Genomic DNA, 20,307 nt, shown 5'->3' on the forward strand with positions numbered 1-20,307 from the left:
TAAAACGTATACGATTTGTATTCGAGACGTGTTTATCATGTCAATCATGGTTCGCAGCATCGTGTCGTCCTCGCATCTGGTGTCTGAAAAGAGCGCCGAGCTGTCGGAGTTCGAATTCGGCCTCATCGTCGTCAGCAATGCCTTCAACCGCTGGATGGTGCGCTGCATGGCGGCCGCCGGCATGAAAGACCTTGCCGCGCTGGACATCTCGCTGCTGCATCACGTCAACCACCGCGACCGCAAGAAGAAGCTGGCCGACATCTGCTTCGTGCTGAACGTGGAGGACACGCACGTCGTCGCCTACTCGCTGCGCAAGTTGGTCGGCATGGGGCTGGTTAGCAGCGAGAAGATTGGCAAGGAGGCCTTCTTCTCGACGACCGAGCAGGGGCAGGCCCTGTGCGAGGCTTACCGACAGGTGCGCGAGCGCTGCCTGATGGAGGCGCTGGCGGATAGCGGCCAGCAGAACCAGGACATCGGCGACAGCGCTCAGCTGATGCGGCTGCTGTCGGGCCTGTACGACCAGGCGTCGCGGTCGGCGGCCTCACTGTGAGCCTCTAAACTGCCGGCTCGATGAACGAGCCGACGACCTTCACGCCATCCGATGAATTCGCCATGCGGCTCGCGCTGGACCAGGCGCAGAACGCCTGGCTGGTGGGTGAGGTCCCGGTCGGCGCCGTCATCATGCGCGGCGATCAGGTCATCGCCACCGGCTACAACCGTCCGATCACGACGCACGACCCGACGGCGCATGCCGAGATCGTCGCGTTGCGCCACGCCGCCACGTTGCTGGAGAACTACCGCCTGCCCGAGTGCGAGCTCTTCGTGACGCTGGAGCCCTGTGCGATGTGCGCGATGGCGCTGATGCATGCGCGCTTCAAGCGCGTCGTGTTCGCGGCGCGCGACCCGAAGACGGGCGTGGCCGGCTCGGTCATCGACCTGTTCGGCCAGGCGCAGCTCAATCACCACACCGTCGTAGAAGGCGGGCTGTTGGCGGACGCGTCGGCACAGCTGCTGCGCGACTTCTTCACCGAACGCCGCGAGGCCGCACGTGCACGCCGTGCCGAACGTCAGGGTTTGATCCCGACCGGCGAAGCCACCGAACTGGACGAATCCTGATGACCTCACTCACGCTGTTCACGCCTTCGGGTGCCCTGGCCAAGGCCGAGCCGCTGAAGCGCGCCGCCAAGCGGCTGACGCAGCTTGGCTTCGAGGTCAGCGTCGATGCCAACGCGCTGGCCCGGCAGCAGCGCTTTGCCGGCGACGACGCGTCGCGACTGGACGCGCTGCATCGCATCGCCGATGCGGCGCCGTCGGTGGCGCTGGCCACACGCGGTGGCTACGGCCTGACGCGCCTGCTCGACCAGCTCGACTGGGGCCGCATCGCGCGCAGCATCGAGCAGGGCACGCGCTGGGTCGGCTACAGCGACCTCACGGGGCTGCAGAACGGCCTGATCGCTCGCCACAAGGGTTTGTCGACGTGGGCTGGGCCGCTGGCCTGTGACGACTTCGGCCGCAGTGAGGCCGATGGCGGTGTCGACGAGATCACGCGCGACTGCTTCCTGGAAGCCATGAGCGGCGCGCTGGAGGCCGTAGGTTTCCGCGAACCGACCGGTGGCTTCGATGGCCTGGAGGCGCGCGGGCGGCTCTGGGGGGGCAACCTGACCGTGCTGTGCTCGCTGCTCGGCACGCCGCATTGGCCCAAGGTCAAGGGCGGCATCCTGTTCCTGGAAGACATCAACGAGCATCCCTACCGCGTCGAACGCATGTTGCTGCAACTGCAGCAGGCCGGCGTCATCGATGCGCAGGCCGCAGTGCTGTTGGGCGACTTCAGTGGCGCGGCCAAGTCGCCGCTGGACCGGGGTTATGGCATCAAGGACGCCGTCGCAGCGTTGCGTGCGCGGACCAAGACGCCGGTGCTGACCGGATTGCCTTTCGGCCATGTGCGCACCAAGGTCTGCCTGCCCGTCGGGGGCACGGTGGAGCTCTATGTGCAGCGGCGCGAGGCCATCCTGGGCTGGCAGTCGGACCCGCGCCTGGCGCACGGCGCGCATGACCACGATGAGGACTGCGGCGACGACTGCGGTCACGACCATCACCATCACTGAAGTCACCCCGGGTTTTCCACGCCGCTTTCTCGGGGGCGGGCAGCGTTGTATAGACGAGCGCCCGACTATGATTCCCGCTAACGCCTCGGCCTGCCGCCGGGGCGCTTGTCTTTTGAAGGTGTCGGCGTGGCGGGAGTTTTCGGTGGGGCGGTGAGAGCCTTGAGCGCGTTGGCGTTCGGCCTGCTGTCCGGCTGCAACAACAGCCCCCATCCGCTCGGTGCCGAGCGCGAGAACACGCTCTACATGGCCTTTGCCGAGCGCTCGCCGCGCTACCTGGATCCGACCTCGTCGTACACGGCGCCCGAGAGCACCTACACCTACGAGATCAGCGAGCCGCCCTACGGCTACCACCCGCTCAAGCGGCCCTACACGCTGATCCCGCGTTCCGCCGCCGAACTGGCACAGCCTTACTACCTCGATGCCAAGGGCCAGCGCCTGCCCGACGACGCGCCGGACGAGCAGATCGCCGAGGCGGTCTACGACGTTTCCATCCGCCCGGGCCTGAAGTGGTCGCCCCACCCGGCCTTTGCGAAAGACGCCCGGGGAAATTACCTCTACCACCACCTCAAGCCCGGCGAGCTGGGTGACAAGCGCAGTCCCTTCGACTTCAAGCAGCTGGGCACGCGCGAGGTGGTCGCCGAGGATTTCGTCTATGCGCTCAAGCGCCACGCCAACCCACGCATCGAGACGCCTGTCCAGGCTGTGTTCTCCGAGCATGTCCTGGGCCTGAAGGACTATGTTGCGCAGATGAAGCGCGAGAGTGCCAGCGAGTTGGCCGGCCAGCCCGAGAGCCTGGCGGACAAGCCCTTCCTCGACTTGCGCCGCTGGCCGCTCGCCGGGGCGCAGGCCGTGGGCGACCACCTGCTGCGCATCCGGCTCAAGGGCCGCTACCCGCAGTGGCGTTACTGGCTGGCCACCAACTTCACGGCCGCCATCCCCTGGGAGGTGGACGCCTTCTATGCTCAGCCCGGCATGGCCGCCAATTCGCTGAGCTGGAACCAGTGGCCGGTGGGCAGCGGCCCCTTCATGATGACGGAGTACGTGCAGGACCGCCGGCACGTCATGAGCCGCAATCCCAACTACCGGCCCGACACCTACCCCTGCGATGGCAGCCCCGGTGACGCCGAAGCCGGGCGGCTGGCGGACTGCGGCAAGCGCGTGCCCTTCGTCGACAAGGTCGTGGCGATCAACGTCAAGGAGAAGGTGCCCATCAAGGAGCTGTTCAAGCAGGGCTATCTCGACCTGCCCGAGATGGATCGCGCCGACTGGGGCGTGAACCTCGCCGTCGACCGTGACGACTCCGACGAGGTGCGCGCCTTCTTCGAGCATCGTGGCTTCCAGCTGCCGATGGATGTCGACATCAGCAGCTGGTATCTCGGCTTCAACTGGCTGGACCCGGTCGTCGGCAAGGGCGACACGCCCGAGCGGCAGAGGCGCAACCGCGCGCTGCGGCAGGCCATCTCCATCGCCATCGACTGGGAGGAGGGCTATGGCCGCATCTTCCGCGACAAGGGCGGCGACGCGGCCCACGGCCCCATTCCGCCGGGTGTGTTCGGATCGAAGGAGGGCGAGCCCGGTGAGTTCAACCCGGTGACGCACACACTCGTCAACGGCAAGCCCGTGCGCCGGCCGCTGCAAGACGCCCTCAAGCTGATGGCCGAAGCCGGCTACCCCGACGGCCGTGACGCCAAGACCGGCAAGCCGCTGGTGCTGAATTACGACTTCCAGCGCGTCATCACGCCTGAGCTCAAGGCTGAGAACGACTGGATGGTGCGCCAGTTCGCCAAGCTCGGCATCCAGCTCGACATCCGGGCGACCGACTTCAACCAGTTCCAGGAAAAGATCCTCAAGGGCAAGCACCAGATCTTCTGGTGGGGCTGGTTCGCCGACTACCCGGACGCCGAGAACTTCCTTTTCCTGCTCTACGGTCCCAACAGCAAGAGCCTGCACGAGGGCGAGAACACGGCCAACTACGTCAACCCGGAGTTCGACCGCCTGTTTCGCAAGCTGCAGTCGCTGGAGGACGGCCCCGAGAAGGCGCGTGTCATGGCGCAGATGAACGACATCGCGCGCCAGGATGCGCCCTGGGCCTGGGGCTTCTGGAGCTACTCGGGGGTGGCCTTCCAGCGCTGGGTGCACAACGGCAAGCCGGGCGTCGTCGTGCGTGACCGCGCCCGCTATCTGCGCGTGGATGCGCAGGAGCGCACGCGCAGCATCGCCGAGTGGAACCGGCCGGTCTGGTGGCCGCTGCTGCTGCTCGCGGGCGGCGCGCTGGCGATCTTCATCGCGACCCGTCGCGCCTGGCAAGCCCGTGAACAAGCCACCGTGAGGGAAGCCTGATGCTGGGCTTCGTGCTGCGCCGCCTGGGCTATGGCCTGGCCATCCTCGTCGGTGTCAATCTCTTCACCTTCTTCCTGTTCTTCTCGGTCAACACGCCGGACGACATGGCAAGGCTGAACATCGGCGGCAAGCGCGTGACGCAGGACCAGATCGAGAAATGGAAGACCGAGCGTGGCTATGACAAGCCGCTCTATTTCGACGCCAGCAAGTCTGGGGCGGAGCGCGTCACGCACACCATCCTGTGGGACCGTTCCATCAGCCTGTTCGCACTGGACTTCGGCAAGAGCGATGCACGCCAGGCCGTCAACATAGGCCACGAGATCAAGGTGCGCATGGGCGTCAGCCTGCAGCTGGCACTGCCTCTCTTCATCCTGCAGGTTATCGTCAGCATCGCCTTCGCGCTGCTGCTGGTGTTCTTCCGGCACAGCAGGATCGACTTCTGGGGCGTGGTCCTGTGCGTGCTGATGCTGTCCATCAGCAGCCTGTTCTACATCATCGTCGGGCAGTTCCTGTTTGCGCGTGTCCTCAGGCTGGTACCGATGAACGGCTTTGCGCCGGGGCTGGATGCGGCCAGGTTCCTGGCCCTGCCCATCCTGCTGTCGCTGCTGTCGCGCCTGGGCGGCGAAGCGCGGCTGTACCGCGCCATGTTCCTGGAGGAGATGGGCAAGGACTACGTACGCACCGCGCGTGCCAAGGGCCTGAGCGAGGGCAGGGTGCTGAGCCGCCATGTGCTGCGCAATGCCCTCATCCCCATCATCACCAGCGCCGGCAGCTATCTGCCCTATGTCTTCCTCGGTAGCCTGGTGTTCGAAAGCTTCTTCGGCATCCCGGGCCTGGGCGCCTTCGTCATCGAGGCCATCACGGGCCAGGATTTCGCCATCGTGCGTTCCATGGTCTTCCTCGGCGCGCTGCTCTACATCGCCAGCAATGCGTTGATCGACATTGCCTACACCTGGGTCGATCCGCGCGTGAGGCTGTCATGAAACTGGTGCTGCTCTGGACCGACCTCGCGCTGTGGCTGGTGGCAGCGGCTGTCCTTGCCTACGCGTTGCGGGTGAGGGGCCAGGCCCATCTGCGTGCGACCTGGCGGCGCGTGCTGCGTGATCCGGTCGCCGCGTGTGCCGGCGTTGTCATGGCGCTCTTCCTGCTCCTCACGCTGGCTGACAGCATTCACCTTCGACACGCGCTGCTGTCGGGCCAAGGTGAGGCCGCCGTCTACGACACGCGCACGCTGTCGCTGCTCGACCTGGTCCTGCAGCGCCAGATCGGCATGCGTGAGGTCAGCTACTCATTGCCGCTGGGCACGCGTGGCTTCAACAAGGAAAGCGTCTCCGACGCCCACGGCCAAGTGAGCCGCGACTACCCGCGCCTGCAGTTCGGTGGCGCGCACCTGACCGACCCGGCAACGCAATGGTCGGCCGACGTTGCGGCGCGCGCTGGCCTGGGCCTGGCGGGCGGCCTGCTGGCCGTCGGGGTGATGGTCGCGCTGACCGCAGCGGCCCTGGCCCGTCATCACGGCGGCTGGCGCCACGGGCTGGCCGATCTCGCCGTCGACCGCACCTACTATCCGCTGCGCGCCATGCTGATCACGCTGGCCGTCATCGCGCTGCTGGCCGGACCCGTCATCGCGCTGATGCCGCACTACCACGTCTTCGGCACCGACCGCACCGGCAACGACGTGCTCGTGCAGGCCCTCAAGAGCGTGCGCACGGCCTTCGTCATCGGCGCGCTGTCGACGCTGGCCACGCTGCCCATCGCGCTGCTGCTCGGTGTGCTGGCCGGCTATTACAAGGGCTGGGTCGACGAGGCCATCCAGTACCTCTACACGACGCTGAGTTCGGTGCCCAATGTGCTGCTGATTGCCGCATGCGTGCTGATGGTGCAGGTCTTCCTGGACAAGAACCCTGAGCTCTTCGAGACGGCCGCCGAGCGCTCGGACCTGAAGATGCTGATGCTCTGCCTCATCCTCGGTCTGACCGGCTGGGCCGGCCTGTGCCGCCTGGTGCGCGCCGAGACCCTGAAACTGCGCGAGCTCGACTATGTGCAGGCGGCGACGGCCTTTGGCGTCGGCGACTTGGCCATCATGGCCCGCCACATCGTGCCCAACGTCATGCACCTCGTGCTGATCACAGTCGTGCTCAGCTTCTCCGAGCTCATCCTGTACGAAGCCGTGCTGACCTACGTCGGGGTCGGTGTCGACCCGACCATGAACAGCTTCGGCAGCATGATCAACCTGGCCCGCGCCGAGATGTCGCGCGACCCGGTGGTCTGGTGGAGCTTTGCGGCGGCCTTCGGTTTCATGGTTGGCCTGGTGTTGGCGGCCAATCTGTTTGCCGATGGCGTGCGCGACGCTTTCGATCCCAAGGCCCGCTCCACCCGGCCGCGCGTCTTCCAGCGCAAGGGGGTGGTCGATGCTTGAGATCGACGACCTGAGGGTTCAGCTGGATGCGGACGCAGGCCTCGTGCGTGCCATCGACGGCCTGCATCTCGCGCTGACCCGCGGCGAGACCTTTGCGTTGGTGGGCGAAAGCGGCTGCGGCAAGAGCATGACGGCGCTGGCATTGATGCGCCTGCTGCCCGAGAACGGCCGCATCGCCGCTGGTGCCGTGCGCCTGGACGGGCAGGACCTGCTGGCGCTGCCGGAGAGCCGCATGCGCGAGGTGCGCGGCGGGCGGGTGTCGATGATCTTCCAGGAGCCCTCGACCAGCCTGAACCCGGTCATGCGCGTGGGTGACCAGATCGTCGAGGTGATCGAAGCCCACACGCCGCTGCGCGGCAAAGAGGCGCGTGCCAAGGCCATCGATTGGCTGGCCCGGGTCGGCATCCCCGAGCCGCAGCGGCGCATCGACGACTACTCTTTCCGCCTGTCCGGTGGCCAGAAGCAGCGCGTGATGATCGCCATCGCACTGGCAGCTGAGCCCGACTACCTGATCGCCGACGAGCCGACGACGGCGCTGGACGTGACCATCCAGGCGCAGATCCTCGACCTGATCCGCGATCTGCAACGCGAACGCCGGCTCGGCGTGCTGTTGATCACCCATGACCTGGCCGTCGTCAGTGGCATGGCCCACCGCGTGGCGCTGATGTATGCGGGCCAGATCATCGAGGTGGCGCCGGCCGCCGAGTTCTTTGCGGCGCCCAAGCATCCTTACGCCCGGTTGCTGCTGCAGGCCCTGCCCGGTGCCGTCCGGCGCGGCGAGCCGCTGGCGGCCATCGCCGGCACGGTGCCGCCGCTGTGGATGGCATTCGCCGGTTGCCGCTTTGCGCCGCGTTGCGACAGGGCCATGAGCCACTGCGCAACCACCGCGCCTACGCTGACCGAAGAAGGCCCGCAACACCAGGTGCGCTGCCTGCTCTACAGCCAGCCGGGCGAGGCACTGGCGCGTGAGCCAGTCACCGCAAGGGTTCGGGCGGCGGGATCGCCGGGGCAGGGCGAGCCGCTGCTCGACGTGCGTGACCTGCGCGTGCGCTTCGCGCTGAAGGCGCCGCTCTTTCACCGCGGCCCGCGCTATTTCAACGCGGTGGACGGCATCAGCTTCCAACTTCATTCCGGCCGGACGCTGGCCCTGGTCGGCGAATCCGGTTGTGGCAAGACGACGTCGGGCAAGGCCATCGTGCAGTTGCTGCGTCGCCAGGCCAGCATCAGTGGCCAGGCCCTCTTCGAAGGCCAGGACCTGTTCAAGCTGGCCGGCCCGGCGCTGCAGCAGGCGCGGCGCCACATCCAGATCATCTTCCAGGACCCCTTCGCATCACTGAATCCGCGCATGCGTGTCGCCGACGTGCTGGAGGAGGGGTTGATCGCGCTGCGCCCGGACCTCGACGCCACCGCGCGCCGCGAGCGCCTGCACATCCTGGTCGACCAGGTCGGCCTGCGCCGCGACGCCCTGCAGCGCTGGCCTCATGAGTTCTCCGGCGGCCAGCGCCAGCGCATCGCCATTGCCCGCGCGCTGGCGGTCGAGCCCAGGCTGATCGTCTGTGACGAGCCGACGTCGGCGTTGGACGTCTCCGTGCAGGCCCAGATCCTCAATCTGCTGCGCGAACTGCAGCGCGAGCAGGGCCTGGCCTATCTCTTCATCACGCACAACATCGGCGTCGTGGAGTACATCGCCGATGAGGTCGCCGTGATGCAGGCGGGCCGGGTTGTGGAACGAGGAAGCTGCGACACAGTTCTCAGACAGCCAGCAGCAAGTTTCACGCAAGCTTTGCTAAGGGCGGTACCTCGCCTTGTCGGCGGCTCGTCGCGCGCGGACAACGACTAGGGGTTTTACTCTAGGGGGCGTAACTCCTGGAAATCCTTTTAAATCAAAGGCTTGCAGCTTTCCCTGGCGGCCCTAGGGGCATCTACGGGGCAGAGCCAATGTTGCAGCCGCACAAACTTCCGCCACCCCCAATCTGAGCCGATCGCTCAGGCCAAGGATTGGCCTCATCCCGGGCCAGCACCGCCTCACCACACCGGCGGGCATCCATCTATTCAGGAGTGTCAATGTTTAAAACAACCACCATCACTGGCGCCATCCTGGCGCTGGCCGCAACAAGCGCGCTGGCCCAGGAAGCACAAAAGCTGGAGCGCATCGAAGTCACCGGTTCGAGCATCAAGCGTGTCTCGGCCGAAACCTCGCTGCCGATGACCACCTTCACCAAGGAGGAGATCGCTCGCACCGGTGCCACCACCGTGCAGGATCTCGTGCAGCTGCTGCCGTCCAGCTTCGGCGGCGGCGTGGTCGCGAACAACGTCGGTGCCACCGGTGGCGCCTCGACGGCCAATCTGCGCGCCCTGGGCCCCAAGTACACGCTGGTCCTGTTGAACGGTCGTCGCATGTCGAACTTCGCGTTCGGCAACAACCCTGTCGACCTGAACTCCATCCCGCTGGGCGCGGTGGAGCGTGTGGAAATCGTGCGTGACGGCGCTTCGTCCACCTACGGCGCCGACGCCGTCGCAGGCGTCATCAACTTCATCCTGAAGAAAGATTACAAGGGCGCGGAGGTTTCGTGGGCCGAGTACAAGGCCGACAAGCCGGGCGGTGGCAATGTCAGCAACGTCAACGTCGTGGCTGGCTTCGGCGACCTGGCCGCTGATCGCTACAACATCATGCTGACGGCGAGCAAGGAATCCGTGACGCCGCTGAAGGCCAAGGATCGCAGCTTCGCGAACACTGCCGTGCGTCCGGATCTGGGCATCAACAAGTCCTCGCCCCGCAATGGCATCCCGAACCTGAACTTCACCGACACCCTGGGTAACGCCTACACCAACGTCAACCCGCTGCGCTACAACGGTTGCAATGCCCCCGAGTTCGGCCTGAGCACGTTCGGCTTCCCCGCCGACCCCAAGCAGTGCGGCACCGACTACGTCAAGTTCATCGACCTGATCCCCGAGCAGTGGCGCGCCAACTTCAGCGCCCGCGGTGTGGTGCAACTGGACAACGACAATCAGCTGATCGTCGAGGGCATGCACAACCGCGACCGCCAGCAGTCGTACTACTCGCCCGCACCTTATACCGACCCGACCAAGGTCGCCCCCTATCCGGTCACCGGCCGCTTCTACCCCAAGACCATCACGCTGCCCAAGGGCATGACACTGCCAGTCGGCTACACCATGCCAAACGGCACCAAGCTGACTGCCGCCACGGTGCTGGCCGCCGACATGGCCGTTACACCGACCGGTCCGATTCGCGGCAACTGGCGCACCGTTGCCGGCGGCGGACGTTCGGATATCACCGAAACCCAGACCGACCGCCTCCTGATGGGCGCCAAGGGCACCCTGGCGGGCTGGGACTACGACACCGCCGTGACCTTCTCGCGCAACAAGGGCGAGATCTACTTCGGCCCGGGCAAGTTCAGCTATGAAAAGCTGCAGCCGCTGCTCAAGTCCGGCGACATCAACATTTTCGGCCCACAGGACGCCGCCAGCCAGAAGCTGCTGGACAGCGCACTGCTGACTGGCGAGCGCCAGCAGGCCGCCGAATCCAAGTCGACCGAGTTCGACTTCAAGGTTTCGCGTGAAGTCATGGAAATGGCTGCTGGCCCGCTGGCCGTCGCTGTGGGCTTCAACTATCGCCAGGAGAAGCTGAACCAAGTTTCCGACCCGGTCCTCGAGTCCGGCGACGAAGTCGGTGGCGGCGGCGCCGTTCCGACCGTGAGCAGCGGCCGCAAGGTCTACGGCGTTTTCGGTGAAGTCAACATCCCGGTCATCAAGGACCTGGAAGTGAACCTGGCAGCCCGTTACGACAACTACAAGAACGACTTCGGCACCAGCTTCAACAACTTCAGCCCCAAGGCCAGCGTGCGCTTCCAGCCGACCAAGGACATCGTGGTCCGCGGCTCGGTGGCCAAGGGCTATCGCGCCCCGACGCTGTACGAGAACCTGCGTCCGCTGACCACCAGCGGCAACACGGCCGCCAACTGGAGTGACCCGGTCCGCTGCCCTGGTGGCGTGCCCATCACCAACACGATCAACCCTGTTGGCGACCTCTTGGACGAATGCACGGTCCAGCTGACCACCGGCACCGCGGGTGACCCCCATCTGAAGCCGGAGAAGTCCAAGCAGTTCTCGCTGGGTATCGTGTTCTCGCCCATCAAGGACATGACGATGGGCGTGGACTACTGGAACGTCCAGATCACCGACCCCATCGTCCAGAAGTCCGAAATCCAGGTGCTGAGTGACGCCGCGAAGTACACGCAGCAGTTCTACCGCTTCGATCCGAGCAAGGGTGACAACGATCCGGGCGGCTTCAACAAGCCCATCCAGGGCAGCACAAACAAGGACTTCCCGCTGGCATATATCTATCTGCCCTATGAAAATACGGCGAAGACCTATGCCTCGGGCCTGGACTTCAATGCCCAGTACCGCACCAAGATGGCAGGCGTGGGTACCGTCGGCTTCAACTTTGACGGCGCCCTGATGATGACGCACGGCTACCAGTACACCGGTATTGCGAAGACCAGCGACCTGGGCAAGTTCAAGGACTTTGGTGCCGTGCCGCGCTGGCGCCATGCCATCACGGGTACTTGGTCTACCGGCATGTTCAACGCCTCCCTGACCAATAACTACACCCACAGCTACGAGGACTACACCGACCCGACGGCGGTCAGCGCCGAGTACCCGTTGGTGCGCAAGGTCGCGGCCTACTACACCTGGGACGCCACCTTCGGCATCAACCCGACGAAGGCCCTGTCGCTTACCGTGGGCGTGAAGAACCTGCTGGACAAGGATCCGCCGTCGTCGCGTAACTCCCTGTACTTCCAGACCGGCTATGACCCGACCTACACCAACCCGATCGGCCGCCAGTTCTACGGCCGCATCAACTACAGGTTCTTCTGAGCTTGAGCTGATGGGTTGTTGAGATCAGCCGCGCCGAAAGGCGCGGCTTTTTTGTGTCGGGATGCATGTAATCCGGCTGTCGCACTTGCCCGGGTTAGCCCCAGGAAGTCGTGACAAAACCGACAGCTAAGATGACTGCATGGCCAGGTTTGGCCGGAGGTGTGGTTTCTCACTGCACTTGGTTCGTGGCGATGAAACGCGTGCCCGACGGCCAACTGCCACCGGGCGTTTTTTTTGCCTTGAGCAGGTGTAAAGAGCCTTTACACACCGGCTGCACTGCGTGTTTTCGACGAGGCGGAATCGTTGTTTCCGCGATCTAGAATCCACGCCCTTCGGGAACCAGTTCACGGCAGGAGCGCAACTTTCGCCGTGGCGGTGGCCGCTTGTCCGAGAAGAGTCATTGACTGTGATTTGTAGTTGCAAGAAGGAGCGCGCATGAATTTTGCGCAGGAGAAGCAGGGCGCATCCCGGTTCACGGGCTTTGGCATCGTCGTCCTGATCCACGTCGTGGCCATCTACGCGCTGGCCAGCGGTCTGGCTCGCGATATCGTCAAAAAGGTCACCGGCCCCATCGACGTGAAGGTGATCGAAGAGAAGGTCAAACCGCCGCCGCCGCCTGAAAAGGTGGTGCCCCCGCCGCCGGATCTCAAGGCGCCGCCTCCGCCGTTCGTGCCGCCGCCCGAATTCCAGGTGACCGCACCCGCGCCGCCGGCCCCGGCCATTCAGTCCACCCAGGTTGCGCCGCCTGCCGTGACGGAAATCCGTCCTGCACCGCCGCCGGCCCCTGCGGCTCCGCCCGTGGCCAAGCCCGCCAAGGTCACTGCGGCCATGGTCTGCACCAAGATGGGCAAGCCTGAAATGCCGTCGGTCAACTGGAGCGGCGAAGCCCTCTACAAGGCTGTGGCCACCGTGAAGGCGGGTCGCGTCACGGCTGTTGAAATCACGTCGCTGCGTGGCGGTGTGGATCGCAAGGCGCAGCGCGCCCTGATCCAGGCCGTCGAGGCAACCCTGCGTGACACCTACGAATGCCCGGGCGATCACGTGTTCGAGCAGGAGTTCCAGTTCAAGATCGACTAAGAGACCTGCTTAGAACCCGGCGCCAGACCGGCGCTTCCAGAACCGTATCAAAACAGAATTTTTCCTAGGAGTTGACTCCATGATTTCTCGCATCACCGGCTTCCTTGCCGCCATCGCCATGGTCGCGACCTTGGCCGTTTCGCCCGCCCACGCGCAAGATCAGAAGCCGGCCGACGCCGCCTCGGCCGCCGTGGTTGACGCAGCCACCGCTCCGGCTGCTGCCGCCTCCAAGCCTCAAGACAACCCCTATGGTCTGGCCAACATCGTCGCCCACGGCAACGTTGTCGACCAGGTCGTGCTGTTCATCCTGGCCATGATGTCCATGGGTTCCTGGTACATCCTGGTCGTGCGCCTGTGGGACACGAGCAAGCTGTCCTCCGAAGCCAAGGAAGTCCGCGCCACGTTCTTCAAGAAGGCCAGCCTGGCCGATGGCGTCCGTAGCCTGAAGGAAGAAAGCGCCTTCCGCTACATCGCCACCACCGCCATCGAGGCTTCGGAGCACCATGAAGGCGCCCTGACCGAGAACATCGACCACAGCAGCTGGGTGACGATGAACGTCGACCGCGCCGTCGCCGACGTCAACACCAAGATCTCTGCCGGCCTGGGCTTCCTGGCCACCGTCGGCTCGACCGCTCCCTTCATCGGCCTGTTCGGTACGGTGTGGGGCATCCTGAACGCGCTGACCGCCATCGGTCTGGCCGGCCAGGCCTCCATCGACAAGGTGGCCGGCCCTGTGGGTGCCGCGCTGATCATGACCGCCATCGGTCTGGTCGTTGCCGTTCCGGCCGTGCTGGGCTACAACTGGCTGGTCAATCGCAACAAGGGCGTCATGAGTGAGGTTCGTTCCTTCGCCGGCGATCTGCACGGCGTGCTGATGGGCAACCGCTCGGTCGCTAAGCGCTAATCCCTGAGCTGCCGCTCGTAAAGGAGCCAATGCCATGGGCATGAACGTCGGATCCTCTTCCGGCGATGACGAGGTGGTCTCGACCATCAACACCACGCCCCTCGTGGACGTGATGTTGGTGCTGTTGATCATCTTCCTCATCACCGTGCCGGTGGTGACGCAGTCGATCGCGGTGAATCTCCCCAAGGAGACCAACCAGATTCGCGTCACCAAACCGGAAAACATCGAAATCTCGGTCAGCAAGGACGGCGACGTCTATTGGGGTACCAAGCTGGTTCCCGACATGGAGGAGCTCGTGAAGCGCCTCGGCAAGGAGTCGGTCAAGAACCCGCAGCCCGAGGTGCATATTCGCGGCGACGACAAGTCCCGCTATGAGTCGGTCGGTCGCGTGATCTTCGCCTGCCAGCGTGCTGGCATCATGAAGATCAACTTCGTCACCGAGCCGCCGGCTCGCAACTGATCCCAGGAGTCAACATGGGAATGAATGTCGGAAGTTCGTCAGGCAGCGGTGAACCCGAAGTCATGATGGACGTCAACACGACGCCGCTGATTGACGTGATGCTGGTGCTGCTGGTGATGCTCATCATCACCATCCCGATCCAGCTGCACACGGTCAACCTGGACATGCCGCCGCCGAGCACCACGCCGCCCCAACAGGATCCGGTCGTGCACACCGTCATGATCGACTTCGATGGCACGGTCTACTGGGACGAAGCTGCGCTGCCGAACATCGACGCCGTGAACGCCAAGATGCAGGAAATCGGCACCATGCCGATCAGCGACCAGCCGGAAATCCACATCAAGCCGAACAAGCTGGTGGACTACGGCGTCGTTGCTGCGGTGATGGCCTCGGCCCAGCGCAACAGCGTCAAGAAGATGGGCATGGTTGGTAACGAGCAATACGTCAAGTGACGTCTGCGGGACCGCTGACCACGATACTGTGATGCGCGCTGCCCGAAAGGGCGGCGCGTTTTTGCTTTGCAGGAGAGCAAGTTGAAGACTCTGAAAACCATGGTGGCCGTCGCCGTTGGCGCCTTGGCCCTGACCCTGAACGGCGCACCCGGCGCGGAGTTCGGCTTCAGCCAGGCGGCCGCGCAGGACAGCGTGCGCAAGGAAGTCGGCACGCCGCTGACCGAGGCCAGCAAGTTGGTCAAGGCCGGCAAATACAAGGAAGCCCTGGGCAAGCTGCGCGACGCCGAAGCCGTGGCTGGCCGCACCGCGGGCGAAACCAACGCCATCGAAGGCGTGCGCTTCTCAGCCGCAATGGGCGCCAACGATCCCGACACGATGGCTCGGTCGTTTGACGTGCTCAAAGGCGCGGGCAAGCTGAGCCAGGCCCAGCAGCTGCAGTACATGGAAGCCATCGCCGGCACCTATCTGCGCAACCGCGACAACGGCAAGGCCTTGACCTGGGCGCAGCGCTACTTCAAGGAAGGCGGCAACAGCCCGACCATGAAGCAGGTGCAGCAGAACGCGCAATTCCTGTCCGGCGACATGACGTCGACGATCAAGGACACCCTGGACGAAATCGCCGCCGACGAGCGTGCGGGCCGTGCGCCACCCAAGGACAAGCTCAATCTGCTGCTGTTCGCGGCCCAGAAGAAGGGCGACGCCAACGCGGAAGCCGTGGCGACCGAGAAGCTGCTGAACTTCTATCCCGATCCCAAGCTGTGGGCCCAGATCCTGGGCGGCCTGCCGCAGAAGAAGAGCTTCGACAGCAACCGCTATGCGCTAGACCTCTATCGCCTGCGCCTGGCCACCGGCAACATGTCGCGCGGTGCCGAGGACTACATGGAGATGGCCCAACTGGCCGCTCAGGCCGGTTATCCGGAAGAGGGCAAACAGGTCGTCGACAAAGGCATGGCCGCCGGCGTACTGGGGCAGGGTGCCGAGGGCGCCCGCCACAAGCGCCTGGCCGACCTGATGGTCAAGAAGATCGCCGAGGCCAAGGCCGCTGCAGCAGCCAGCGAGAAGGCTGCCGCGGATGCCAAGGACGGCAACGAGTTCGTGAAGCTGGGCCTGGCCAATGCCTTCGGCGGCAACGCCAAGAAGGGCGTCGAGCAGATCGAGCAAGGCATCGCCAAGGGCGATCTGAAGCGCCCCGAAGATGCCAAGCTTTATCTTGGCCTGGCCCACCAACTGGCTGGCGAAAGCGCCAAGGCCCAGGCGGCCTGGAAGTCAGTCAAGGGCAACGAAGGCGCCGCTGACCTCGCGCGCCTGTGGATCATCCAGTCGCGTTCAGCCAAGCGCTGATCGACGGAGACCTCCAAATAAAAAGGGCCCGGTATTGCCGGGCCCTTTTTTATTCCGCTGTCCGTTCGGCTTTTGTATTCCGGGCCGAGCGCTGGGCCGCTCCCGAGCCGGCCCGCTCTGGCGATGTGCTTGCCGGTCAATCCGGTAAGCATCGCCGTCCCCTAGGGGGACCGATCAGACCTGCCGGCGTTCAGCCGGAGTAGGACTGAGCGAGGGGCATCATTTCGGTGCCAGGCGGATCGCGCCGTCCAGGCGGATGACCTCGCCGTTCAGCATGTCGTTGGTGATGATCTGGTGCACGAGCTTGGCGTAGTCCTCGGGCTTGCCCAGGCGGCTCGGAAAGGGGACGCTCGCGGCCAGCGCGTCCTGCACTTCCTGGGGCATGCCAAACAGCATCGGCGTGCCGAAGATACCGGGCGCGATGGTCATGTTGCGGATGCCATTGCGGGCCAGGTCGCGGGCGATCGGCAGGGTCATGCCGACGACGCCACCCTTGGACGCCGAATAGGCCGCCTGGCCGATCTGGCCGTCATAGGCCGCGACCGAGGCCGTCGAGATCAGCACGCCGCGCTCGCCGGTCGGTTCCGGCTCATTCTTCGCCATCGCTTCGGCGGCGAGGCGGATCATGTTGAAGCTGCCGATCAAGTTGACGGTGACCGTCTTGCTGAAGGCGGCCAGTGGATGGGCGCCGTCCTTGCCTACGGTCTTGATGGCCGGCGCGATGCCGGCGCAGTTGACGAGGCCGACCAGCTTGCCCAAGCCCGTCGCCGCGGCCACTGCAGCCTGACCGTCGGCTTCCTGGCTGACGTCACACTTGATGAAGAGGCCGCCGAGTTCGGCGGCCACGGCCTGGCCACGTTCGGCCTGCAGATCGGCGATGACGACCTTGGCGCCGTGCGCCGCCAGCATGCGGGCCGTGCCTTCGCCGAGGCCCGAGGCGCCGCCGGTGACGATGAACACCTTGCCTGCGATTTCCATGATGAGGATCTCCTGGTTGACGTAAACGTCAATTGTGGCCGACAAAAAAAGCCGCGGGCCTCAAGCGCCGCGGCTTTGTTCGGAGAGATCGGGGCTCAGGTCAAAGCGGCCAGGGCCTTCTTCATGATGTCGTCGACCGAGCCGACACCTTCGATGCGGCGGTACTTGGGCGCGTTGGCGTCGCCGGTGGCGGCCCACTGCGAGTAGTAGTCGACCAGAGGCCGGGTCTGGGCCGAATAAACGTCCAGGCGCTTCTTGACGGTCTCTTCCTTGTCGTCCTCGCGCTGGACCAGCGGCTCGCCGGTCTCGTCGTCCTTGCCTTCGACCTTGGGCGGGTTGAACTTGACGTGGTAGGTGCGGCCTGAGGCCACATGCACGCGGCGGCCGCTCATGCGTTCGATGATGGCGTCGAAGGGCACGTCGATCTCGAGCACGTAGTCCAGCTTAACGCCGGCCGCCTTCATCGCGTCGGCCTGCGGGATGGTGCGCGGGAAGCCGTCGAAGAGGAAGCCCTTGGCACAGTCGTCCTGGGCAATGCGTTCCTTCACGAGGCCGATGATGATGTCGTCGCTGACCAGGGCGCCCGAATCCATGACGGCCTTGGCAGCCAGGCCCATTTGCGTGCCGGCCTTGATGGCAGCGCGCAGCATGTCACCGGTGGAGATCTGCGGAATGCCGAATTGCTTGCAGATGAAGGCAGCTTGGGTGCCTTTGCCGGCGCCTGGCGCGCCCAGAAGAATCAGTCGCATGGGTCTCCTCGTCTCGTCAGGACTGTGAAAAAGTCCTGCATCTGGTCAGCGGTCGAGTATCGCATGGGGCCTTTCGGGGGCCTGACGTGTCAACCCTTGATGAGGCGGCGAACGCGCTCCAGATCCTCGGGCGTGTCGACGCCCGGACCGGGCCGTTCAACACTGATGTGCACGGCGATGCGCTCGCCATGCCAGAGCACGCGCAGCTGCTCCAGCGACTCGATCTGCTCCAGCGGACTGACGGCCAGTGTCGGGAAGCGACGCAGGAAGCCGGCGCGGTAGGCATACAGGCCGACATGGCGCAGTGCGCCGTTCGGCTGGCCGCCGCCGTCGCGCCACCAGGCGATGGGCGCGCGTGAGAAATACAGCGCCCGGGCCGCCTTGTCGGTGACCAGCTTGACGACATTCGGGTTCGCGAACTCGGAAGGATCAGTGAGCGCATGCGCGACGGTAGCCATTACGCAGTCGGCCTGGGCGGTCAGCGTTGCCGCGCAGGCGTCGATCATGGCCGGCGCGATCAGCGGCTCGTCGCCCTGCACATTGACGACGACGGCATCGTCAGCCAGCCCGAGCTGCTCGACGGCTTCGGCCAGACGGTCGCTACCGGACGGATGGTCGGCCCGCGTCATCAGCGCGCGCACACCATGGGCGACGCAGGCGGCCGCAACTTCGGGAGCATCGGTCGCCACGACGATCTGGCTGGCACCCGACTCGGCAGCACGCCGGGCAACGCGCACGATCATCGGCAGTCCGGCGATGTCGGCCAGCGGCTTGTTCGGCAGCCGCGTCGATGCCAGGCGCGCGGGGATGATGATGGTGAAGCTCATTGGTGCACCCTTCGGCCTGCGGCCTGTCCCGCCAAGCGGGAGCGAGCTTGCTTGGGGCGGCCCGGCGCGGCGCTCACGGTGCCAGCACGACCGGTGGCGCGGGAGCGTCAGGGTCCCAGGCCTTGGCTTCGCTCTCCAGCATCAGAGGAATGCCGTCGCGCACGGGAAAGGCCAGGCGGTCGGCGCGGCAGGCCAGCGCCGGCAATTCCAGTCCGGCACCTTCACGCAGCAGCGTCAGCGGCCCCTTGCACAGCGGGCAGACCAGCATTTCGATGAGGCGTTGATCCATCAGACGAGAGCGAAGAGTTTTTGCAGTTGGGTGTCCAGCGCCGCCTCGAAGCCGGCACCGGGCGAGAAGTCTAGCGCCACGACCCAGACGGGCAGGGTGCCGACGCGCTCGGGTGGCAGCTTCACGGCATCCTTCTCGGTCAGCAGGATGCCGGCGGCATCGGCCGGCCAGGGGAGGTCGGCGAAGTCGGCATGGTCCGGCAGGGACCGTGCGTCGAAGGACAGCCCCAGCCCGGCCAGCATGTCGAAGAAGCGCTGTGGCCTCGCGACACCGGCAACGGCGAGCAGCCCTGGCCGCCCACGCAGTGCCAGCAGCGTGTCCATCTGCGCCGGCTTGCCGGCCCACCAGTCGACCAGGGTCACCGCACCGGCCAGGCGCCGCTCGGCGACAAAGCCGGGCAGGGTGGTGCTCGGCCGGGGCGCGTTATAGACAACCAACTGGTCGGCCCCAAGCGGCGCGGGTGGTTGGCGCAACGGGCCGGCCGGCAGCAGGCGGCCATTGCCAAGCCCACGCTCATCGAACACCAGCAGGCTCAGGCGTCGAGGCAGGCGCCAGTGCTGCAGGCCGTCGTCGCTGACCAGCAGCTGCAGCCCCGGCTCGGCCGCCAGCAGCGCGCGCGCGGCGGCAACGCGATCCTGGCCGACCGCCACCGGCACACCGCTGCGCAGATGGATGAGCAGGGGCTCGTCGCCGACTTCGCGCGCCGTCGACACACGAGTGACGAGGCGCACGCCGTCGCCCTCGCGGCCATAGCCACGCGACACAACGCCGGCACGCAGGCCGCGTGTGCGCAACATCTCCAGCAGGGCCAGCGTCGTCGGCGTCTTGCCGGCGCCGCCGACGATCCAGTTGCCGACGACGATGACGGGCACGGGCAGCGTTTGGACGCGCGTCAGCCCCGTGCGGTAGGCGAGATGGCGCAGCGCCAGCAGCGCGCGGTAGAGCCAGCTCAGCGGCAGCAGCGTGACCGACAGCGCACCGCCGCTCAGCCACTGCTGCTGGAGCCGATCACCGAGCGTCGGTCTGCGCGGCGAAGGTGACACGCGTCAGGCCGACGCGGCGCGCGGCGTCCATCACGTTGATGACGGCCTGGTGGGGCGTGGCGGCGTCGGCTGAGATGATCAGCGACGCGTCGGCGTTGCCCCCGGAGGCCTGGCGCAGCGCGGCGATCAGGATGTCCACCGAGCGGCCTTCCACCGGCTGGCGGTTGATGACGAAGCGGCCGTCCGCGGCGATGCCGACGATGACCTCCTGTGGCCTGTCCTTCAACTTCTCGGCATCGGCCGAGGGCAGGGTGATCTGCAGCTCGGTGAACTTGGAGTACGTCGTCGACAGCATCAGGAAGATCAGGATCACCAACAGCACGTCGATGAAGGGGATCAGGTTGATCTCCGGCGGCTCGCGGTGCGGGGAGCGGAATCTCATGATGTCAGTTCATCCATTGTGTGTGGCACTCAACGCATTGCG

At 65.5% G+C, this 20,307-nt stretch carries 19 protein-coding genes; 13 read left to right on the forward strand and 6 right to left on the reverse strand.

Translation table 11 applies throughout. From position 1 onward, the window contains the following. Positions 1 to 46: 46 nt before the first annotated feature. From ASC95_RS03785 to ASC95_RS03845, 13 genes are all read left to right on the forward strand, one after another. Positions 47 to 550, forward strand: a complete 504-nt coding sequence (locus ASC95_RS03785) for a winged helix DNA-binding protein (protein WP_235537677.1) — start codon at positions 47 to 49, stop codon at positions 548 to 550. Between the two features lie 20 nt (positions 551 to 570). Then, positions 571 to 1,116, forward strand: coding sequence for a tRNA adenosine(34) deaminase TadA (gene tadA / locus ASC95_RS03790; RefSeq protein ID WP_057296420.1), 546 nt, complete (start codon positions 571 to 573; stop codon positions 1,114 to 1,116). Then, the gene (locus ASC95_RS03795) at positions 1,116 to 2,105 is read left to right on the forward strand and encodes an LD-carboxypeptidase (protein WP_082567459.1); all 990 of its coding nucleotides are present in this window, start codon (positions 1,116 to 1,118) and stop codon (positions 2,103 to 2,105) included. The genes tadA and ASC95_RS03795 overlap by 1 nt, the downstream gene beginning before the upstream one ends. Before the next feature lie 150 nt (positions 2,106 to 2,255). Next, positions 2,256 to 4,445 carry an ABC transporter substrate-binding protein gene (locus tag ASC95_RS03800; protein WP_057296421.1) on the forward strand — a complete coding sequence of 730 codons (2,190 nt, stop codon included), beginning with the start codon at positions 2,256 to 2,258 and terminating at the stop codon, positions 4,443 to 4,445. Continuing rightward, positions 4,445 to 5,428 (forward strand): ABC transporter permease, encoded by a 984-nt coding sequence (locus ASC95_RS03805; RefSeq protein WP_057296422.1) that lies wholly within the window; start codon positions 4,445 to 4,447, stop codon positions 5,426 to 5,428. Before ASC95_RS03800 ends, ASC95_RS03805 begins: the two co-directional genes overlap by 1 nt. Then, complete coding sequence (locus ASC95_RS03810) at positions 5,425 to 6,864, forward strand: ABC transporter permease (protein WP_057296423.1); 1,440 nt, start codon at positions 5,425 to 5,427, stop codon at positions 6,862 to 6,864. Before ASC95_RS03805 ends, ASC95_RS03810 begins: the two co-directional genes overlap by 4 nt. After that, positions 6,857 to 8,704 carry a dipeptide ABC transporter ATP-binding protein gene (locus tag ASC95_RS03815; protein ID WP_057296424.1) on the forward strand — a complete coding sequence of 616 codons (1,848 nt, stop codon included), beginning with the start codon at positions 6,857 to 6,859 and terminating at the stop codon, positions 8,702 to 8,704. The genes ASC95_RS03810 and ASC95_RS03815 overlap by 8 nt, the downstream gene beginning before the upstream one ends. 224 nt (positions 8,705 to 8,928) lie before the next feature. Beyond that, positions 8,929 to 11,763 (forward strand): TonB-dependent siderophore receptor, encoded by a 2,835-nt coding sequence (locus ASC95_RS03820; RefSeq protein WP_057296425.1) that lies wholly within the window; start codon positions 8,929 to 8,931, stop codon positions 11,761 to 11,763. Between the two features lie 435 nt (positions 11,764 to 12,198). Further along, the gene (locus tag ASC95_RS32295) at positions 12,199 to 12,840 is read left to right on the forward strand and encodes a hypothetical protein (protein ID WP_057296426.1); all 642 of its coding nucleotides are present in this window, start codon (positions 12,199 to 12,201) and stop codon (positions 12,838 to 12,840) included. Between the two features lie 79 nt (positions 12,841 to 12,919). Next, a complete protein-coding gene (locus tag ASC95_RS03830; RefSeq protein ID WP_057296427.1) occupies positions 12,920 to 13,744 on the forward strand; it encodes a MotA/TolQ/ExbB proton channel family protein in 825 nt (274 codons plus the stop codon). 34 nt (positions 13,745 to 13,778) lie between these two features. Beyond that, positions 13,779 to 14,204, forward strand: a complete 426-nt coding sequence (locus tag ASC95_RS03835) for a biopolymer transporter ExbD (RefSeq protein ID WP_057296428.1) — start codon at positions 13,779 to 13,781, stop codon at positions 14,202 to 14,204. A 14-nt stretch (positions 14,205 to 14,218) separates the two neighbouring features. After that, entirely contained in the window at positions 14,219 to 14,656 is a 438-nt protein-coding gene (locus ASC95_RS03840) for a biopolymer transporter ExbD (RefSeq protein WP_200960063.1), read from the forward strand. A gap of 81 nt (positions 14,657 to 14,737) precedes the next feature. Further along, a complete protein-coding gene (locus tag ASC95_RS03845) occupies positions 14,738 to 15,997 on the forward strand; it encodes a hypothetical protein (protein ID WP_157255934.1) in 1,260 nt (419 codons plus the stop codon). 219 nt (positions 15,998 to 16,216) lie between these two features. Here ASC95_RS03845 and ASC95_RS03850 read toward each other — a convergent pair whose 3' ends face one another. From ASC95_RS03850 to ASC95_RS03875, 6 genes are all read right to left on the reverse strand, one after another. Then, entirely contained in the window at positions 16,217 to 16,975 is a 759-nt protein-coding gene (locus ASC95_RS03850) for a 3-hydroxyacyl-CoA dehydrogenase (protein WP_057297033.1), read from the reverse strand. 95 nt (positions 16,976 to 17,070) lie between these two features. Continuing rightward, positions 17,071 to 17,724: an adenylate kinase gene (adk, locus tag ASC95_RS03855; RefSeq protein ID WP_057296431.1), complete on the reverse strand. Its 654-nt coding sequence runs from the start codon at positions 17,722 to 17,724 to the stop codon at positions 17,071 to 17,073. 89 nt (positions 17,725 to 17,813) lie between these two features. Next, on the reverse strand, positions 17,814 to 18,551 hold the full coding sequence (gene kdsB / locus ASC95_RS03860) for a 3-deoxy-manno-octulosonate cytidylyltransferase (RefSeq protein ID WP_057296432.1): 738 nt from the start codon (positions 18,549 to 18,551) through the stop codon (positions 17,814 to 17,816). 73 nt (positions 18,552 to 18,624) lie between these two features. Next, positions 18,625 to 18,840, reverse strand: a complete 216-nt coding sequence (locus ASC95_RS03865) for a Trm112 family protein (RefSeq protein WP_056197799.1) — start codon at positions 18,838 to 18,840, stop codon at positions 18,625 to 18,627. Then, a complete protein-coding gene (gene lpxK, locus ASC95_RS03870; protein WP_057296433.1) occupies positions 18,840 to 19,883 on the reverse strand; it encodes a tetraacyldisaccharide 4'-kinase in 1,044 nt (347 codons plus the stop codon). The genes ASC95_RS03865 and lpxK overlap by 1 nt, the downstream gene beginning before the upstream one ends. Then, the gene (locus tag ASC95_RS03875) at positions 19,849 to 20,265 is read right to left on the reverse strand and encodes a biopolymer transporter ExbD (RefSeq protein WP_056197797.1); all 417 of its coding nucleotides are present in this window, start codon (positions 20,263 to 20,265) and stop codon (positions 19,849 to 19,851) included. The genes lpxK and ASC95_RS03875 overlap by 35 nt, the downstream gene beginning before the upstream one ends. Positions 20,266 to 20,307 lie beyond the last annotated feature (42 nt).

Origin of the sequence: Pelomonas sp. Root1217 (assembly GCF_001425705.1) — a bacterium.
Classification (GTDB): Bacteria; Pseudomonadota; Gammaproteobacteria; order Burkholderiales; family Burkholderiaceae_C; genus Pelomonas.

Excerpts from the sequence above, each read along its gene's own strand:
- ASC95_RS03835 (WP_057296428.1), top strand. The coding sequence starts at position 13,779 with ATGGGCATGAACGTCGGATCCTCTTCCGGCGATGACGAGGTGGTCTCG.
- adk (WP_057296431.1), bottom strand. The coding sequence starts at position 17,724 with ATGCGACTGATTCTTCTGGGCGCGCCAGGCGCCGGCAAAGGCACCCAA.
- ASC95_RS03785 (WP_235537677.1), top strand. The coding sequence starts at position 47 with ATGGTTCGCAGCATCGTGTCGTCCTCGCATCTGGTGTCTGAAAAGAGC.
- tadA (WP_057296420.1), top strand. The coding sequence starts at position 571 with ATGAACGAGCCGACGACCTTCACGCCATCCGATGAATTCGCCATGCGG.
- ASC95_RS32295 (WP_057296426.1), top strand. The coding sequence starts at position 12,199 with ATGAATTTTGCGCAGGAGAAGCAGGGCGCATCCCGGTTCACGGGCTTT.
- ASC95_RS03840 (WP_200960063.1), top strand. The coding sequence starts at position 14,219 with ATGGGAATGAATGTCGGAAGTTCGTCAGGCAGCGGTGAACCCGAAGTC.
- ASC95_RS03815 (WP_057296424.1), top strand. The coding sequence starts at position 6,857 with ATGCTTGAGATCGACGACCTGAGGGTTCAGCTGGATGCGGACGCAGGC.
- ASC95_RS03820 (WP_057296425.1), top strand. The coding sequence starts at position 8,929 with ATGTTTAAAACAACCACCATCACTGGCGCCATCCTGGCGCTGGCCGCA.
- ASC95_RS03875 (WP_056197797.1), bottom strand. The coding sequence starts at position 20,265 with ATGAGATTCCGCTCCCCGCACCGCGAGCCGCCGGAGATCAACCTGATC.
- ASC95_RS03830 (WP_057296427.1), top strand. The coding sequence starts at position 12,920 with ATGATTTCTCGCATCACCGGCTTCCTTGCCGCCATCGCCATGGTCGCG.
- kdsB (WP_057296432.1), bottom strand. The coding sequence starts at position 18,551 with ATGAGCTTCACCATCATCATCCCCGCGCGCCTGGCATCGACGCGGCTG.
- ASC95_RS03795 (WP_082567459.1), top strand. The coding sequence starts at position 1,116 with ATGACCTCACTCACGCTGTTCACGCCTTCGGGTGCCCTGGCCAAGGCC.
- ASC95_RS03865 (WP_056197799.1), bottom strand. The coding sequence starts at position 18,840 with ATGGATCAACGCCTCATCGAAATGCTGGTCTGCCCGCTGTGCAAGGGG.
- ASC95_RS03810 (WP_057296423.1), top strand. The coding sequence starts at position 5,425 with ATGAAACTGGTGCTGCTCTGGACCGACCTCGCGCTGTGGCTGGTGGCA.
- ASC95_RS03850 (WP_057297033.1), bottom strand. The coding sequence starts at position 16,975 with ATGGAAATCGCAGGCAAGGTGTTCATCGTCACCGGCGGCGCCTCGGGC.
- ASC95_RS03805 (WP_057296422.1), top strand. The coding sequence starts at position 4,445 with ATGCTGGGCTTCGTGCTGCGCCGCCTGGGCTATGGCCTGGCCATCCTC.